13 protein-coding genes are annotated in these 16,638 nt (G+C 46.4%); 12 read left to right on the top strand and 1 reads right to left on the bottom strand.

Annotation, left to right across the window (positions count from 1 at the left end; all coding sequences use genetic code 11):
* Nucleotides 1-2 precede the first annotated feature (2 nt).
* From glmM to BQ9856_RS18585, 11 genes are all read left to right on the top strand, one after another.
* A complete protein-coding gene (gene glmM / locus BQ9856_RS18635; RefSeq protein WP_077612365.1) occupies nucleotides 3-1,358 on the top strand; it encodes a phosphoglucosamine mutase in 1,356 nt (451 codons plus the stop codon).
* 180 nt (nucleotides 1,359-1,538) lie between these two features.
* Nucleotides 1,539-2,924, top strand: a complete 1,386-nt coding sequence (locus BQ9856_RS18630) for a 5-bromo-4-chloroindolyl phosphate hydrolysis family protein (protein ID WP_077612364.1) — start codon at nucleotides 1,539-1,541, stop codon at nucleotides 2,922-2,924.
* A complete protein-coding gene (locus BQ9856_RS18625) occupies nucleotides 2,917-4,086 on the top strand; it encodes a toxic anion resistance protein (RefSeq protein ID WP_077612363.1) in 1,170 nt (389 codons plus the stop codon). The genes BQ9856_RS18630 and BQ9856_RS18625 overlap by 8 nt, the downstream gene beginning before the upstream one ends.
* Nucleotides 4,087-4,359: 273 nt before the next feature.
* Nucleotides 4,360-6,024, top strand: coding sequence for a 2-isopropylmalate synthase (gene leuA / locus BQ9856_RS18620; RefSeq protein WP_077612362.1), 1,665 nt, complete (start codon nucleotides 4,360-4,362; stop codon nucleotides 6,022-6,024).
* A gap of 187 nt (nucleotides 6,025-6,211) precedes the next feature.
* Nucleotides 6,212-7,312 (top strand): UDP-galactopyranose mutase, encoded by a 1,101-nt coding sequence (glf, locus tag BQ9856_RS18615; protein ID WP_077613446.1) that lies wholly within the window; start codon nucleotides 6,212-6,214, stop codon nucleotides 7,310-7,312.
* Between the two features lie 32 nt (nucleotides 7,313-7,344).
* Complete coding sequence (locus tag BQ9856_RS18610; RefSeq protein WP_139348728.1) at nucleotides 7,345-8,322, top strand: glycosyltransferase family 8 protein; 978 nt, start codon at nucleotides 7,345-7,347, stop codon at nucleotides 8,320-8,322.
* A gap of 12 nt (nucleotides 8,323-8,334) precedes the next feature.
* Nucleotides 8,335-9,231 (top strand): glycosyltransferase family 2 protein, encoded by an 897-nt coding sequence (locus BQ9856_RS18605; RefSeq protein ID WP_077612360.1) that lies wholly within the window; start codon nucleotides 8,335-8,337, stop codon nucleotides 9,229-9,231.
* Between the two features lie 36 nt (nucleotides 9,232-9,267).
* Nucleotides 9,268-10,188, top strand: coding sequence for a glycosyltransferase family 2 protein (locus tag BQ9856_RS18600; RefSeq protein WP_077612359.1), 921 nt, complete (start codon nucleotides 9,268-9,270; stop codon nucleotides 10,186-10,188).
* A gap of 49 nt (nucleotides 10,189-10,237) precedes the next feature.
* A complete protein-coding gene (locus tag BQ9856_RS18595; protein WP_077612358.1) occupies nucleotides 10,238-11,347 on the top strand; it encodes a DegT/DnrJ/EryC1/StrS family aminotransferase in 1,110 nt (369 codons plus the stop codon).
* Nucleotides 11,348-11,395: 48 nt separating this feature from the next.
* A complete protein-coding gene (locus tag BQ9856_RS18590) occupies nucleotides 11,396-12,382 on the top strand; it encodes an ATP-grasp domain-containing protein (RefSeq protein WP_077612357.1) in 987 nt (328 codons plus the stop codon).
* The gene (locus tag BQ9856_RS18585; protein ID WP_077612356.1) at nucleotides 12,379-13,365 is read left to right on the top strand and encodes a glycosyltransferase family 2 protein; all 987 of its coding nucleotides are present in this window, start codon (nucleotides 12,379-12,381) and stop codon (nucleotides 13,363-13,365) included. The genes BQ9856_RS18590 and BQ9856_RS18585 overlap by 4 nt, the downstream gene beginning before the upstream one ends.
* Before the next feature lie 127 nt (nucleotides 13,366-13,492).
* On the opposite strand, the gene BQ9856_RS18580 is transcribed toward BQ9856_RS18585, so the two are convergent.
* Complete coding sequence (locus tag BQ9856_RS18580; protein WP_077612355.1) at nucleotides 13,493-15,106, bottom strand: ABC transporter substrate-binding protein; 1,614 nt, start codon at nucleotides 15,104-15,106, stop codon at nucleotides 13,493-13,495.
* Nucleotides 15,107-15,416: 310 nt separating this feature from the next.
* On the opposite strand from BQ9856_RS18580, the gene BQ9856_RS18575 reads away from it, so the two are divergent.
* Complete coding sequence (locus BQ9856_RS18575; RefSeq protein WP_077612354.1) at nucleotides 15,417-16,562, top strand: CdaR family transcriptional regulator; 1,146 nt, start codon at nucleotides 15,417-15,419, stop codon at nucleotides 16,560-16,562.
* Nucleotides 16,563-16,638: the final 76 nt, after the last annotated feature.

The following is a 16,638-nucleotide window of genomic DNA, read 5'->3' as shown; positions in this document are numbered from 1 at the left end:
ATATGGGAAAGTATTTTGGAACCGACGGTTTCCGCGGAGAAGCCAATGTTACGCTGACAGTGGAGGATGCCTATCGGGTAGGCCGCTTTTTAGGCTGGTACTATGGACAGAAGGACCCGGATGAAGTATGCAGAATTGTAATAGGAAAAGATACCAGACGCAGCAGCTATATGTTTGAATACTCCCTGGTTGCGGGGCTTACTGCTTCCGGAGCCGATGCTTACCTGCTTCACGTTACCACGACCCCGAGTGTATCCTATGTGGTGCGCACCGAAGGCTTTGCATGCGGAATCATGATATCCGCCAGCCATAATCCGTATTATGACAATGGGATTAAGGTTATCAATGAAAAGGGCGAGAAGCTGGAAGAGGACGTAATCACAGAGATTGAAAAGTATCTGGATGGGGAGATGGGAGAGCTGCCTCTTTCAAAACGCGATAAAATCGGCCGTACTGTAGATTTCGCGGCCGGAAGAAACCGTTACATCGGCTATCTGATTTCCATAGCCACCAGATCCTTTAAGAACAAAAAGGTGGCTTTGGACTGCGCAAACGGCAGCGCCTCTGCCATAGCCAAGAATGTATTTGATGCCCTGGGAGCAGAGACCCATGTCATAAGCAATGAGCCCAACGGTTTAAATATCAATACAGGCTGTGGTTCCACCCATATTGAACAGCTGCAGAAGTTCGTAAAAGAAGTGAGGGCTGATGTGGGTTTTGCCTACGATGGAGATGCGGACCGGTGTATCGCAGTGGATGAAAACGGACAGGTGGTGGATGGAGATGCCATCATGTACATTTGCGGCAAATACATGAAAGAACAGGGAATCCTTAAGAATAATAAGGTTGTAACTACCGTTATGTCCAATTTCGGATTGTACAAAGCCCTGGAACGGGAAGGAATTGAATATGATAAAACGGCAGTGGGCGATAAATATGTTTATGAAAATATGGTAACATATGGAAACTGTCTGGGCGGGGAGCAGTCCGGCCATATCATTTTCAGTAAACATGCTACCACAGGAGACGGCATTCTGACCTCCTTAAAGGTGATGGAGGTCATTCTGGAAAAGAAGGAAAGCCTTGCCAAGCTGGTTTCTGAACTCAAGATTTATCCTCAGGTGCTTAAAAACGTCCGTGTTCACGATAAGGGTGCGGCTCAGGCGGATGAGGCAGTGAAAGCCGAAGTGGAAAAGGTGGCAGAGAGCCTGGGGGACAGCGGAAGGATCCTGCTGCGCCAGTCCGGGACTGAGCCGGTGGTACGCGTTATGGTGGAAGCAGCTGATTTGAAAACATGTGAAGCATATGTGGAACAGGTCATTGAAGTGATGAAACAGAGAGGACATCTGCTTCCCTAGCGGATGGTAAAATAAAACAGGAAGTGATCGGAAAAACGGCCGGGCTGCCGGTTTCCGGTTACTTCCTGCTTTTTTATATGTGAGGAATATGTAACGGCCCTTTTTGTTTTAATTGTAAATCAGGACAATTCATGGTATGATAAAAGCTGCACAAAGTTTGATTTTGGGAGACCAAGGCATATGGATAATAAAGAATTTTCAAATTTAGGAGATCAGATCCGGGATTCGGTGCAGAACGCCATCGATTCCATGGATTTCAGACAACTGAACAGAACCATATCCGATACGGTTAATTTTGCTCTGGATGAAGCCAGAAACCAACTGATAAAAAGCACCAGATATGAAAGAACTTCGAAATATGAAAGAACTTCAAAATATGAAAGAGCTTCGAGATATGAAAGAGCTTCGAAATATGAAAGAACCGCAGCAGGACATGGGCAGCAAAATGGGAAAAAGGAAAGCTCCGGACGGGGCGGAAAATCATTAAACCGGGCTGAGAACCCGGATGGGCCGGGCTACCGGGCGTTCCAGACGAGCCAAGATGACCGGCAAAGGACAAGCCGTGACAACGCTCCTTTTACCCGTGGGGATATGATATCGTTAAACCAGCAGGGCCGGATAGCGGGAATCCTTTATACGGTTTTCGGCAGCATTGGCTTAGGGCTTATGTTTCTGCTGCTTTTGTGCATATGGATCATTGCGCTTGTGGTGAAGCCTGTCATATGGGCGGTGGCCGGTGCATCCGTCTTTTTACTGGCATTGGGAGGTATGTTTGGATTCATGCTTCGCTCCGGCATATCCATGAGGGACCGTTTAAAAAGGGCAGGGATTTATTTAAAGCAGTCCGGAAAGCGGATGTATTGCAGCATAGAGGAACTGGCAGGCAATATCGGACGGTCCCGTGATTATGTGGTAAAAGATGTGCAGAAAATGATTGAACTGGGAATTTTCCGGGAAGCTTATTTAGATGAACAAAAGACATGCCTGATCCTCGGTGAAGCTACCTATAAGCAGTATCTGGAATGCCAGAAGGCACGAAAGGAAAGAGAAAGGGAGCAGGCCCTGGAGGAGAAAGCAAAGGAAGAAGCAGCCCGGGAGGGATCCGGCAGAAAACCGGAGGAACTGGAGCAGATGATGGCTGCGGGCCGCAATTATTTGAGAATTTTACGGGAGGCCAACGATGCCATTCCGGGAGAGGTTATTTCCCAAAAAATTTCCCGGCTGGAAGACGTGATCCGGCGGATTTTTGAAACGGTTTCAAAGCACCCGGAGCAATTGGAAGAGATGGAACGTTTTATGGAATATTACCTTCCCACAACGGTGAAGCTGGTAACCACATACCGGGATTTTGACAGCGTTGGAACCGGAGGGACCAATATAGCTTCTGCCAAGGAAGAGATAGAAGGAACTCTGGATACCATTAATCAGGCCTTTGAGCGGCTGCTTGATGACCTTTACCAGGATGCCGCCCTGGATATAACGACAGATGCATCCGTTCTCCAGACTATGTTAAAAAAGGATGGCTGGGCAGAAAGTGATTTCACAGGAGGAACGAAGAATGAGTAAGGATATTGAAGAGATGTTAAAAGAAGCTCCGGAACTGACATTGACTCCCCTTCCGGACACCGCTTTCGACAGCCGGAAGGAAGGAAACGAACTGCTTTACAGGCCGGGCGTTCCGGAAGAGGCGAAGGCAGAATTGGAAGCTGATTTAACACCGGAGGAAGAAAAACAGGTGGCTGATTTTGCGGCAAGGATCGATTTAAAGGATTCCAATCTCGTCCTTCAATATGGTGCCGGAGCCCAGAAAAAGATTGCTGATTTCTCCGAAGCTGCCCTTGACAATGTAAAGTCCAAGGATCTGGGGGAGGTCGGACAGATGTTGTCAGGAGTGGTGACCGAGCTTAAGAGCTTTGAAGCAGAAGAAGAGGAAAAAGGCTTTTTCGGCTTTTTCAAGAAGAGTGTAAACCGGCTGGAGGGCATGAAGGCCAAATATGCCAGGGCGGAAACCAATGTGAACCAGATCTGCAAGGTTCTTTCAAACCATCAGATCCAGCTGTTAAAGGATATCGCTCTTCTGGACAAGATGTATGATTTGAATACAGCTTATTTTAAAGAGCTGACCATGTATATACTGGCAGGAAAGAGGAAGCTTTCCAGGGTGCAGCAGGAGGAACTTCCGGCTTTGATGGACCGGGCGGCTAAGAGCGGCCTTCCGGAGGATGCCCAGGCAGCCAATGACTTATCAGCCATGTGCAACCGTTTTGAGAAGAAGCTTCATGACTTAGAGCTCACCCGTATGATATCCATTCAGATGGCTCCTCAGATCCGTCTGGTCCAGAACAATGATACCTTGATGACTGAGAAGATCCAGTCCACTTTGGTCAACACCGTACCGCTGTGGAAGAGCCAGATGGTTCTTGCCATCGGCATCAGCCATTCCGAGCAGGCCGCAAAAGCCCAGAAGGAAGTATCGGATATGACAAATGATCTGCTGCGGAAAAATGCGGAAGTATTAAAGACTGCCACCATCCAGACGGCCAGGGAATCGGAGCGGGGAATTGTGGATATGGAAACCCTTAAGAAAACCAATGAATCCCTCATAACGACTCTGGATGAAGTGGTCCGGATCCAGGAAGAGGGCAGAGCCAAACGCCGGGAAGCGGAGACGGAATTAAGCCGGATGGAAGGCGAGTTAAAATCCAAGCTTTTGCAGCTGAGTAAATAAAGCATGTTAGAATAATGGCTTACAGCAGAAATTTTATTTTCCTGTTGTAAGTCATTTTTAGTCGTGCTATAATAACATAACACTTTACCGTGGCATACTGTCAGAGTCGCGGCATGTGATTCTAATGCAAAGGAATGATGAAAGATGGGGTTAGACCTTTAAAAACCACGTTGTTCATTGTCAAGAAATACAGCGTGATTTATCGACTCCAAAGCCTGTGACGCTTGTTAAGAGACAGAACAGACGACTGATTGATTATGGAGGAGATAAGACATGTTGAATTATCAGAGATATAAAAGAGTGCCGGTGGTAAGCTACCCGGAGAGACAATGGCCGTGCAAAGAGATTAAGAAAGCACCGATCTGGTGCAGTGTTGACTTGAGAGACGGGAACCAGGCTTTGATTGAGCCCATGGTTGTGGAAGAGAAGATTGAGATGTTCAACCTTTTGATCAAACTGGGCTTCAAAGAGATTGAGGTTGGTTTTCCGGCTGCGTCCCAGATTGAATATGATTTCTTAAGGCAGCTTGTGGAAAGAAAGTTAATTCCTGATGATGTGGTGGTTCAGGTTCTGGTCCAGTGCCGGGAGCATTTGATTAAAAGGACCTTTGAGGCTCTTAAGGGAATTAAAAAAGCGATTGTGCATATCTACAATTCCACTTCCACCTTGCAGCGGGATGTGGTCTTCCATAAAGATATGGATGAGATCAAGGAGATCGCCGTACAGGGTACGGAGTGGGTAAAGCAGTATATGCAGGGCTTTGACGGAGAAGTGGTTCTCGAATATTCTCCGGAGAGCTTTACCGGAACAGAACTGGAATTTGCCCTTGATATCTGCACCGCGGTACAGGATTCCTGGGGAGCCGCACCGGATAAGAAGATCATTTTTAATCTTCCGTCTACGGTGGAGATGACGACTCCCAATGTTTATGCGGATCAGATCGAATGGATGAACACTCATTTCAAAAACCGTGACAGCATCATTTTAAGCGTTCACCCCCACAATGACAGGGGAACCGGTATTGCAGCCACAGAGCTTGCTTTGCTGGCCGGAGCTGAGAGAGTGGAAGGTACGCTTTTAGGAAATGGGGAACGTACCGGAAATGTGGATGTATTAACCGTTGCTTATAACATGTTTTCCCAGGGGATCAATCCGGAGCTTAATCTTGAGAATATCCGTGAGACCGTAGATGTGTATGAACGCTGTACCAAGATGGAGGTGGAGCCCAGACATCCGTATGCGGGCAAGCTTGTCTTCACTGCCTTTTCCGGTTCTCACCAGGATGCCATCAACAAGGGCATGCAGGCCATGCATGAGCGAAACAATACTTATTGGGAGGTTCCATATCTGCCCATCGATCCATCGGATATCGGCAGGCAGTATGAGCCTGTCGTTCGGATCAACAGCCAGTCCGGCAAGGGCGGCGTAGCTTTTGTTATGGATACCTTCTATGGCTTCAAGCTTCCGAAGGGCATGCACAAGGAATTTGCAGATGTGATTCAGGCAATTTCCGAGAAGCAGGGTGAGGTTGCTCCTGAACAGATCATGGATGAGTTTCGGAATAACTACACAGATAAGAAAGAACCCATTCACTTCCTCAAGTGTCAGATCACAGAGGCAGAGGACGATGTGGAGTTCTCCACACTTGCCAAGGTCCGTTATACGGACCACGGCGTAGAGAAGACCTTCGAGGGAGTCGGAAACGGGCCCATCGATGCGATACAGAAAGGTCTGGAAAAAGAACTTGGTATCGAGATCCGGGTTCTGGACTACTACGAGCATGCGCTTACCTCCGGTTCCGGAGCAGAGGCAGCTTCCTACATCCATTTGCTGGATGTGAAAACAGGCCGGGCTACCTATGGGGTAGGCATCAGTTCCAACATTACGAGAGCGTCTATTCGGGGTATCTTCAGCGCGGTTAACCGGTTATTCTATTAATTAAAATATAAGGGTGGGATCAGCCTTTTCATGACAGGGCTGATCCCATCCTTTCTATTTAACCGTAATGGGGAAGAATACAGAGAATTAACAATATCAGACCTCCATTTTTATAGAGAGTTTACAATTCATTTCGGTTCTAGTATAATGGAACACAGTTTATAACAAAGACAGGAGATTGAAAATGATGAAAAAGTATGATTATGTCCTGGTCGGCAGCGGGCTTTATTCCGGTGTTTTTGCATATCTGGCCAGACAAAAAGGAAAAAAGTGCCTTGTAATAGAAAAAAGGGATCATATTGGAGGCAACATTTATTGTGAAGAGACGGAAGGGATTCATGTACACCGTTACGGAGCCCACATCTTTCATACCAGTAACAGAAAGGTATGGAAGTTTGTAAATGAATTGGCAGAGTTTAACCGGTATACCAACAGTCCCGTGGCGAACTACAAAGGCGAGATGTATAATATGCCCTTTAATATGAACACCTTCAGTAAGATGTGGGGCGTGTCTACCCCGGCAGAAGCAAAAGCAAAGATCGAAGAACAGAAGGCTTATGTCAAAGGGGAACCGGGGAATCTGGAGGAACAGGCGATCAGTCTTGTGGGGACGGATATTTACGAAAAGCTGGTGAAAGGCTATACGGAAAAGCAATGGGGAAGGGACTGTAAGGACCTGCCTGCTTTTATCATAAAGCGCCTTCCCGTACGTTTTACCTATGATAACAATTATTTCAATGATTTGTATCAGGGAATTCCGATCGGCGGATACAATGTGATAATTGAAAAGCTGTTTGAAGGCTGTGATATTGAAACAGGTACGGATTATCTTGAAAACAAAAAATATTATGATGGATTGGGAGATAAAGTTGTATACACGGGCACCATTGATGCTTACTATGGCTATCAGTTCGGCAAGCTGGAGTATCGGAGCTTAAAGTTTGAAACGGAAGTGGCGGATACTGATAATTACCAGGGAGTAGCGGTTGTGAATTACACAGACAGGGAGACTCCTTATACCAGGATCATCGAACACAAGCATTTTGAATTCGGGACACAGCCGAAGTCCGTCATAACCCGGGAATATCCGGTAACCTGGAGCGAAGGCATGGAACCTTACTATCCGGTCAATGATGAGAAAAACCAGGAGTTATTCCGGAAATATGCCACGCTGGCGGAGAAAGAAGAAAAGGTGATTTTTGGCGGGCGGCTAGGCGAATATAAGTATTATGACATGGACAAAGTGATTGAATCCGCCATGAAGGTTGCGGAAACAGAATTTTTATAAGAGCCTTATAAGATACGGAATTGGAGGAATCTATGAACGTTGTATACGCTTCCAACGATAATTATGCCAGACATCTGGCAGTATCACTCGATTCCCTTTTGGAGCATAACAGGGAGGTTCCGGATATCCATGTATATATATTGTCCATGGGCTTATCCGGACAGACCAGAGAGCGCCTTAAGACAGTAGCAGATGCATTCGGGCGGAAGTTAACGGTCATAGAACTGGGGGATTTAAAGGAGCGGTTCTCCTATAAAGTGGATACGGGCGGTTTTGATTTGAGCATCATGGCCCGGCTGTTCTTAGGAGAGGTCCTTCCGGAGGAAACAGACCGGGTGCTGTATCTGGACTGCGATACCGTGGTGCTTACGTCCTTAAAAAGCCTGTGGGAAAAGGATTTGGGTACCTTTATGCTGGGCGCGGTGATGGAACCTACCATATACCCGTCTGTTAAGGAAGAAATCGGTCTTTTGCCGGAGGCTCCTTATTTTAATTCCGGCGTTCTTTTGATCGATTTAAAGCGCTGGAGGGAGGAAAACGCCCAGAAGCAGCTTCTGGATTTTTACTGCTCCATGGGCGGGAAGCTCTTTGCCGGCGACCAGGATACCATTAACGGAGCCTTAAAGGGGAGAATCAAACCATTATCTCCCCGGTATAATTTTTTCACCAATTACCGGTATTTCCGGTACGGCCATTTGGTAAGGTTATCCCCTGTTTATGGAAACCTCACGAAAAAAGGTTTTCTGCAGGCCAAAAAGCATCCTTCCATCCTGCATTTCATGGGAGATGAAAGGCCATGGAAGCAGGGAAACCGAAACCACTACCGAAGGGTTTATGAATATTATCTCTCCCGTACCCCGTGGGCCGGGACGCCGAAGGAAAAGGGAAGCCGTCTTTATATGGCTTTCTATCACCTGATGGATTATGCCACTTTTTTATGTCCATCCTTGCGGGATTTTGTAAGCCGCCGGTTTGGGATGCAGGTGATCAATTCCAGAAAAGGTTCTTAAAAAGGAGCGGGTATGAATATTAGCTGTATCATTCTCAATTATAATGACGCGGAAACCACCACAGGTCTGGTAAAATCCATATCGGGTTACGAAACGCTGGATTCCATTGTCATTGTGGACAATCATTCCACCGATGATTCTGCTGCGAAGCTAAAGGAGCTAGCCGGAGGAAAGGTCCATTTTATCCGCTCTGAAAGGAATGGAGGCTATGGCTATGGCAATAACCAGGGGATCCGGTATGCTTACCGGATGCTTCATGCCACCCATGTACTGATCGCCAATCCGGATGTAAAGGTTTCAGAGGAATGCATACGGGCCATGAAGGAATCCTTTTTCCGGGTAAACCGCCTGGCAGTGGCGGCAGCAGTTACCACAGACGGAACAGGAGCCATTGCTTTGTCAAGCTGGCGGCTTAACGGTCTGCTTGGGGATCTGCTTGATACCGGACTTATTACCAGACGGCTTTTGAAGCGCTGGCTGAATGACAGGCCGGAATTAAAAGCTGATCCTGGAAGGGCACAAAGCGGGAAGGAACGGTACGCTTATGTGGACGCTGTAGCAGGCTCTCTTTTCATGGCGGACTTAGAAGCCCTTATGGAATGCGGCCTTTATGATGAGGATGTTTTCCTATATTATGAAGAAAAGATCCTGGGGTTTACGCTTAAGAAAAAGGGATACCGGACAATACTTCTTTTAAACCGGTCCTATGTACACCTCCATTCTGTGTCGATCAATAAGAATGTGGGATCCATTTTAAAGAAACAGGCGCTTCTTCATAAGAGTAAGCTCCATTACTATAAAAATTATCTGGGAATCAACCGGTTTCAGGAATGCCTGGTAAGAGCTTTCCTGGAATTTCTCATGGCAGAGATCTGGTTTTTAACTGAAATTTTGGGACTGTCCTGGTAGAAAGTCCCTTTCTTTGCCCGGAAGGAGGAATGACGTGTGGTATCGGTGCTTCTGGCATCCTATAACGGAGAAAAATACATTGGAAAGCAGATTGAATCTGTTTTGAACCAGTCTTTTACGGATTTGACCATCGTGATCTCCGATGACCTTTCGGAAGACAGAACCCCTGCCATAATCCGGGAATATGAGGAACGGTATCCGGACCGGGTAAAAAGCCTTGAAAATAACGAAAGGTCCGGCAGTGCCCAGAATAATTTTTTCCGCCTTCTGGCAGCTGTAACGGATGAGTATGTCATGCTTTGTGATCAGGATGATGTATGGCTTCCGGATAAGGTGGAGGCTACGTTACGGGAAATGAAGAGAATGGAAGCGGATTACGGAACGGACATTCCGCTGCTGGTTCATAGTGATCTGTCGGTTACGGATGAGGAGGGGCGCATTCTTCACGAATCCATGGCAGCATACCAGAAAATAGCAGTTCATGATAACCGGCTCAGCCATTATCTGGTTGAGAATAACATCACCGGGAATACGGTGATGATCAATAAAGCTTTCCTTCGATTCCTGATACATTTTCCGGATGAATGTGTCATGCACGACTGGTGGCTTGGGCTTCTTGCAAGCTGCTTTGGAAGGATCGCCTACGTTGACCGGCCCCTGGTCCTTTACCGGCAGCACGGAGGCAATCAGGTCGGTTCCCGAAGCGGTTTGGAACAGTATAAAAAGCGGTTTGAAAACAGGGACCGGGTCCGGGAAAATTACCGGAAAATGTTTCGGCAGGCGGAGCTTTTTTTGAACTGTTATGAAGAGAAGCTGTCCCGGGAACAGAGAGAGGTCCTGGAACAATTCGTAAGGCTTCCGCAGAAAAGCCGGGTGGGAAAGATATGCACTATTTGGAAATACAAATTTTTGAAAAGTACCTGCATCAGGACATTGGGACAGATGTTTTCCATCTGACCGGCGGGAAAGAAAGAGGAAACATAGGAAATCGGAGGATAATGGCATTATGTTACCGGAAGAGAAAGAAATATTAGTAACGAGGGCTTCCATGCCTTCTTATGAAGAATTTATAGAAGAGATCAAGCCGATTTGGGAAACTGCCTGGATGACCAATATGGGGGAATTTCACGACCGGTTAAAGGAACAGTTAAAGGAGTATTTAAAGGTGCGGAATCTTTTGCTGTTCGTCAACGGACACATGGCTCTTGAAATGGCTCTGCAGGCTATGAATCTGACCGGAGAGGTGATCACGACCCCGTTTTCCTTTGCGTCCACCACACATGCCATTGTAAGGAATAATTTAACCCCGGTGTTCTGCGATATCCGGGAAGATGATTATACCATAGATGCAGATAAGATCGAGGAGCTGATCACGGAAAAGACCTCCGCTATTTTACCGGTCCATGTTTATGGCAACGTCTGTGATGTGGACAAGATCGAAAGAATTGCCGCAAAGTATAATCTGAAAGTGATATACGATGCCGCTCATGCGTTTGGCGTGGAAGTAAATGGAAGAGGGATCGGAACTTACGGAGATGCTTCCATGTTCAGCTTCCATGCCACAAAAGTCTACAATACCATAGAGGGAGGTGCGGTGGCCTTTCATGATCCGTCTTTGGAAATTCTGTTCAATTATTTGAAAAATTTTGGAATAACCGGCAAGGAATCTGTGGAGTATATAGGCGGCAATGCGAAAATGAATGAGTTTCAGGCAGCCATGGGGATCTGTAATCTCCGCCATGTGGACGACAACATCGAAAAGCGCAGGCTGGTGTCAGAGCGTTACCGGGAGCGTTTATCAGGAATCCCCGGCATCCGCCTGACCGGGCCGAAGGAAGGAATCCGTCCGAATTATGCATATTTTCCTGTGGTATTTGACGGCTTTCCATTAACCAGGAATGAGGTATATGACTTACTGGCATCCCACCATATTTTTGCCAGAAAATATTTTTACCCGCTGATCACGGACTTTGACTGCTACCGGGAACGGTTTAAAGGAGTGAGCCTTCCTAAGGCAAAAAAGGCGGCGGACAGCGTACTGACCCTGCCCCTTTACGCCGAACTTTCTCTTGATCAGGTCGACCGTATCTGCGATATAATAATAAATGCCGGATAGGCTGGTATCAGGCACTCGATGTATGTCTGAATCATTAGGAGGCAAACCATGAATACAGCATTGGTGACCGCAATCGGTTCATTTTCAGCGGATATTGTAATTAAAAACTTAAAAAAAAGTGGAATCCGGGTGATCGGGTGCGATATTTACCCGAGGGAATGGATTGCTGACTCCGGCAGCGTTGCTTCCTTTTATCAGGTTCCCTGTGCGGCTGAGGAACAAAGGTATACAGGCCGCATAATGGAAATCTGCAGGGAAGAGGGGGCGGAGGCGCTCATCGTCCTGACCGATGTGGAGGCAGATGTATTAAACCGGCGCCGCAGGGAGTTTTTAGAATCAGGAGTTACGTTATGCCTGCCGTCGGAGGAAACTCTAAGCATATGCAGGGACAAAAGAAGGTTTTACCGTTTTTTAAAAGAAAAAGGCTTAGGAAACCCCATTCCTACCATGGACTTATGTGAGGCTGACCCGGATACTATAACCTATCCTGCAGTCGTTAAGCCATTTAATGGAAGAAGCAGCCAGGGCCTTCATTATATTCATTCAGGCGTGGAACTGAAAGGCCTTTTGGGCTGCAGCAATCCGGAGGATTTTGTGGTGCAGCCATTTTATAAAGGGAGCGTCATAACCGCGGATATCGTAAGGAAGGCAGAAACAGGGGAGACTGCGGTTATCTGCAGGAAGGAGCTTTTGCGGACGCAAAACGGTGCGGGGACCTCGGTTCTGGTGTTTTCAGACAGCCAATTAGAAGCGGTGTGCAGGGATATTGCAAATGGTCTTCAAATCAATGGCTGCGTAAATTTTGAATTCATTGAGACGGAAGATGGTGAGTTTCACATATTAGAGTGCAATCCCCGTTTTTCCGGAGGGGTGGAATTTTCCTGCATGGCAGGATATGACTGTGTTACCAACCATTTAAGATGCTTTACGGCCGAGGCGATGGAGCCGTGCGGGGAAATTACGGGAATGTATATTGCCAGGAAATATGAGGAATATATCACTAAAATTAACGTGGAGAAAGGAAGGGAAGGATGAGCGGTTATTCCGATTCCAAAATCATGGCCAGCATAAACTGTGTTACGTTTAACCACGCAGCTTATATCAGACAGGCCTTAGACAGCTTTCTCATGCAGAAAACAGATTTTGAATATGAGATCCTGGTCCATGATGATGCATCTACCGACGGAACCGGGGATATTTTAAGAGAATATGCAGAAAAGTACCCGGATAAGGTGAAGCCTCTGATCCAGACGGAAAACCAGTATTCCCAGGGAATTGATAATATCAGCGGAGCGTTTAATTTCCCCCGGGCCAGGGGTAAGTATATCTTCATGTGCGACGGGGATGATTACTGGGTCTCACCGGTTAAGCTGCAAAAGCAGGTGGATTATCTGGAGGCTCATCCGAAATGCACCCTCTGCATACACAGCGCAAAGATCGAACTGGTAGGGAAGGCCCTGACGGAACGCCGGATGCGTCCTTACCGTGGAAACCGGCTTCTTTCCCCGGAAGAGATCATAGACAAGTCTTCCGGTTATGCCATGTCGTCCATGGCGTTTCCTTCCCGTCTGGTGAGAGAGCTTCCGGATTATTATGTGGATTGTCCGGTGGGAGATACGCCTCTGCAGATGATGGCGGCTGCAAAAGGGTACGGTTATTACATGGATGAGCCTATGAGCGCTTACCGGGTGGGCGTTGCCGGTTCCTGGACAACCGAAGGAAAGAGCGGGAATTATGCCAGAAAACAGCATGCTTACTATGAGCGCATGAAAAAGGTATATGAGGAATTTGACGCTGCCACAGACGGGCGTTTCAGGGAAGCGTCAAAGAGCGCCTTAAAACGGACCTATTATCATACCATGGTCAATACCAGACAATTTGAGGAGATCATGAACCCGGAATTCCGAAGATATTATAAGGAACTGACACCGAGAACCAGGTTTTTTATCCAGGTCCAGTACCGGATTCCAGGGGGCTATGAGGTGCTTAGAAGAATATTTCTTGGACGGAAGGGTTAGGCCCGGAAGCTTCAACAAAAGAATAGAACCTGCAGTCAGAAGATTCATGAAGAATATCTGGCTGCAGGTTTTATTTATTCTAAAATCTGCTTAAGAAATATACCTGCGATCAAAGGCATTTTCAGCTCTATTTAGCAAGATATATTGCTTCCGGAGTCCATTGGATGCTGACGATCTGGTAAAAGCCGGAGTCAGCTACCCCGTCCTGTACATAGCATGCGGGGAATACGGCAGCTACAGGGAACAACAAAGCATTTTTATTTACAAGTGATACGGAAGCCTCTTTTAACAGGGCTTTTTTCTCATCCAGGGTAGTTGCGGCCAATGCACCGAATAATGCATCTTCATAATCCTTTGGATGGGCCATCATATTTAAATAATTGACACCTTTTGATGAATAGAGTCTTATGTAGTTATTTGTGAAATCCATTTTTGAAGCGCCTGCTCCGGTAATTAAACCGCCGTCATAAATCCCTTCTGCTTTCTGAGAATTAAAGTCAGCCGTTTCCACTGTTTTGATATCGGCGGTGATCCCGATTTCGGCCAGAGATGCCTGAAGCAGAACTGCAATGCTATTGTTGCTGGCAATGGTAGTAATGGTTGTGTGAAAGCCGTTTGGATAGCCTGCATCGGATAACATTTTCTTAGCAAGGTCCGTATCAAACGTTACAAAATCACAATCCTCGTCGTAAGACCAGGCGCCTGGAACGCCAAACTGCGTTACGGCACTGCCTCTGCCGCCGGTGAGAGAGTAGGCATAACCCTCCCAGTCAATGGCATGCATGACTGCAAGCCGTACATTGGTATCATAGAACGGAGAGGATTTATCGCCGCTGCAGAACATGACATATTTGATCTGTCCTAAATCCGGGGCTTCCTGGGCGATGTTGGTATATTTTCCGTCCAGCTGTGAAATAACCGTTGAATCATTTGTAGCCAGAAGATCGATCTCACCATTCATGAACGCGGATAACTGAGCCGTTGAATCTGAAATATAGGAAATAGTCAATTCATCCAGATAAGGCTGGCCTTCGATCCAATAGTTTTCATTTTTTACATACTTTACATAAGAACCTTTTACATATTCTGAAATGACAAACGGGCCTGTTCCCACAGGGTTGATCGCTGCCCAATCTTCTCCATGCTCTTCAAACGCAGAAGGACAGTACACAAATACTTCACCGAGAACGGTATCCCAGTTGTTTTGCCAGGAATCATAGGTAAGAACCACGGTATAATCATCCGTTGCTTCATAGGAGACCGGATTGCCCAGTTCGGATGCCTTGCCTCCTTCTGTCATCTTATCAAAATTCCAGATCAGAGCCTCTGCATTTAAGTCTGTTCCGTCGCTGAACTTGATATCCTTTTTTAAGGTTACGGTACAGGTCAAATGCTCGGGATCAGATTTGATCGTTTCCGCTAACCAGCTGGAAGTATTGCCTTCTGCATCAAGGCGTCCCAGTGATTCGACGGCAGGTGCGGCAGATGCCCTGTCACCGGTGGAAGCGGAAAATGGAAGAAAGAATGTGGTCGGTGCATCCGGATAGCAGATTGTCACACTTCCTCCATACTTGTCTTCTTTCGAGGCATCAGCAACATTGCCTGCTGTGGAAGTCTCTGCACTGGTGCTGGCAGCAGGAGCGCTGCTGCTGTCGGTTGAAGCGGAATTACGGCTGCCGCAGCCGGTTACACTGCCGAGCAACAGCAGAGTAATCAATGGAAACGCAAAAATTTTTTTCATTTTATTTCCTCCTTAAATGCATTGATTCTACAAAAGGGTGGTTATGTAGAACAAAATTAAATATTGTAACCTTAATTTACCCGAAACAGAGGGGATTTACATTATATCAGCAATACAATAATAGTGAATTTCATTGTTTTATTAACACACCTCCCATGGCCGGTCAAGAGATTTGTTCGATTTGCTGTTATAAATGGTTGGCTTTTTTCTATTTTTGTGTTATTTAACAATTAAATCTTTAGATAAATGATAAACTGTGTTATGATAGAGCGAAAATGGCTGAAAACGGCATCTGACAGGAGGTTTACAAATGATAAATGTAGAACTTGCGCGTGATTATGTGGCAAAAATTCATCGTCAGCTGGGGGTCAATATCAATATCATGAATGAAAAGGGAATTGTCATTGCCAGCGGTACGCCTTCCCGCGTCGGTGATTTTCACCTGGTTGCATATGAGCTTATTAAAAACAAGAATTTCGTAAAGATAATCGACACGGCCACGGATGATCTGATGGGAGTTACGGAAGGCGTTAACCTTCTTTTGCTGCACCGTATGGAGCCCATCGGTGCGGTAGGTGTCTCAGGAGACAGTGAAGACATCATGCCCATAGCCAAAATGGCCAAGCTGACCATTGAATCCTTCTTTTTTAATAATCAGACCAATCAGGCGGATTTAATTGAATCCCAGAATATCAGCAGGCTTCGGGATGCCCTGTTATTTGAGCAGCCCATTAATCCCTCCCGCATTTTTCAGCTGGCTACGGAAGTGGGAATCCGGGATAATGTGTACCGCGCGGCTATTATGATTCATTCCACAGGTGACAACGCAAAGGAGGCAATACAATATTTATATCAGAGCTATGGCTCCGCAAAAAAACAGCCCCAGGATATCCTCCTGCCCATCGACGGGCAGCATCTGGTACTGATCAAATCCTACCGGAAATTTGAGCCGGCGTTTTTTCGTGACAGCATGACAGAATTAAGCGAATATTTTATGAGTTTACTGGCTGAAAAACGTTTTTTTGAGGATTCAGTCAAACTTAAATTATATTACACGATACCGACCGACTCCCTGATCCACTATAGAAATTCATACAGCTGCTTAAAATGGCTGGAGGATTATGTCCATTTCAGAATGGAGACCCTCTATTTTATCAATGATTATTTAATTGAATACATGACCGGCTGCATCAGTCCGGACCTTTTGAGCCCGCTTTTTGAAAGCTACCGGAATGTAATTGACAATTATCTGGACAAGGAACTGTTTCATACCACAGCAGCAGCACTGGCATCTACCAACATGAGTCCGGCTGAGGCAGCCAAGGAGCTTTTTGTCCATAAAAATACGGTTCTTGCACGTACCAAGAAGTTTAAAGAGGTACTGGGGCTGCAGCCTCTCAGCAACTCCAAGGATGCGATTCTTCTGCTGGCCATTGACAGTTACCTGGCAAAATGACCGCCGGGTGTTTTCTGAAAACAATAAATCTGACACTTTGTGTGTTCCCAGCATAATGCACAGGCGCAGGAAATTT

It is taken from the genome of Clostridium sp. Marseille-P2415 (assembly GCF_900155545.1).
GTDB lineage: Bacteria > Bacillota > Clostridia > Lachnospirales > Lachnospiraceae > Lacrimispora.
The sequence above is the reverse complement of the archived record's forward strand: the minus strand, read 5'-3'. Positions and strand labels throughout refer to the sequence as shown.

Excerpts from the sequence above, each read along its gene's own strand:
- BQ9856_RS18585 (WP_077612356.1), top strand. The coding sequence starts at position 12,379 with ATGAGCGGTTATTCCGATTCCAAAATCATGGCCAGCATAAACTGTGTT.
- BQ9856_RS18630 (WP_077612364.1), top strand. The coding sequence starts at position 1,539 with ATGGATAATAAAGAATTTTCAAATTTAGGAGATCAGATCCGGGATTCG.
- glf (WP_077613446.1), top strand. The coding sequence starts at position 6,212 with ATGAAAAAGTATGATTATGTCCTGGTCGGCAGCGGGCTTTATTCCGGT.
- BQ9856_RS18590 (WP_077612357.1), top strand. The coding sequence starts at position 11,396 with ATGAATACAGCATTGGTGACCGCAATCGGTTCATTTTCAGCGGATATT.
- BQ9856_RS18595 (WP_077612358.1), top strand. The coding sequence starts at position 10,238 with ATGTTACCGGAAGAGAAAGAAATATTAGTAACGAGGGCTTCCATGCCT.
- BQ9856_RS18625 (WP_077612363.1), top strand. The coding sequence starts at position 2,917 with ATGAGTAAGGATATTGAAGAGATGTTAAAAGAAGCTCCGGAACTGACA.
- BQ9856_RS18610 (WP_139348728.1), top strand. The coding sequence starts at position 7,345 with ATGAACGTTGTATACGCTTCCAACGATAATTATGCCAGACATCTGGCA.
- leuA (WP_077612362.1), top strand. The coding sequence starts at position 4,360 with ATGTTGAATTATCAGAGATATAAAAGAGTGCCGGTGGTAAGCTACCCG.
- BQ9856_RS18575 (WP_077612354.1), top strand. The coding sequence starts at position 15,417 with ATGATAAATGTAGAACTTGCGCGTGATTATGTGGCAAAAATTCATCGT.
- BQ9856_RS18580 (WP_077612355.1), bottom strand. The coding sequence starts at position 15,106 with ATGAAAAAAATTTTTGCGTTTCCATTGATTACTCTGCTGTTGCTCGGC.
- glmM (WP_077612365.1), top strand. The coding sequence starts at position 3 with ATGGGAAAGTATTTTGGAACCGACGGTTTCCGCGGAGAAGCCAATGTT.
- BQ9856_RS18605 (WP_077612360.1), top strand. The coding sequence starts at position 8,335 with ATGAATATTAGCTGTATCATTCTCAATTATAATGACGCGGAAACCACC.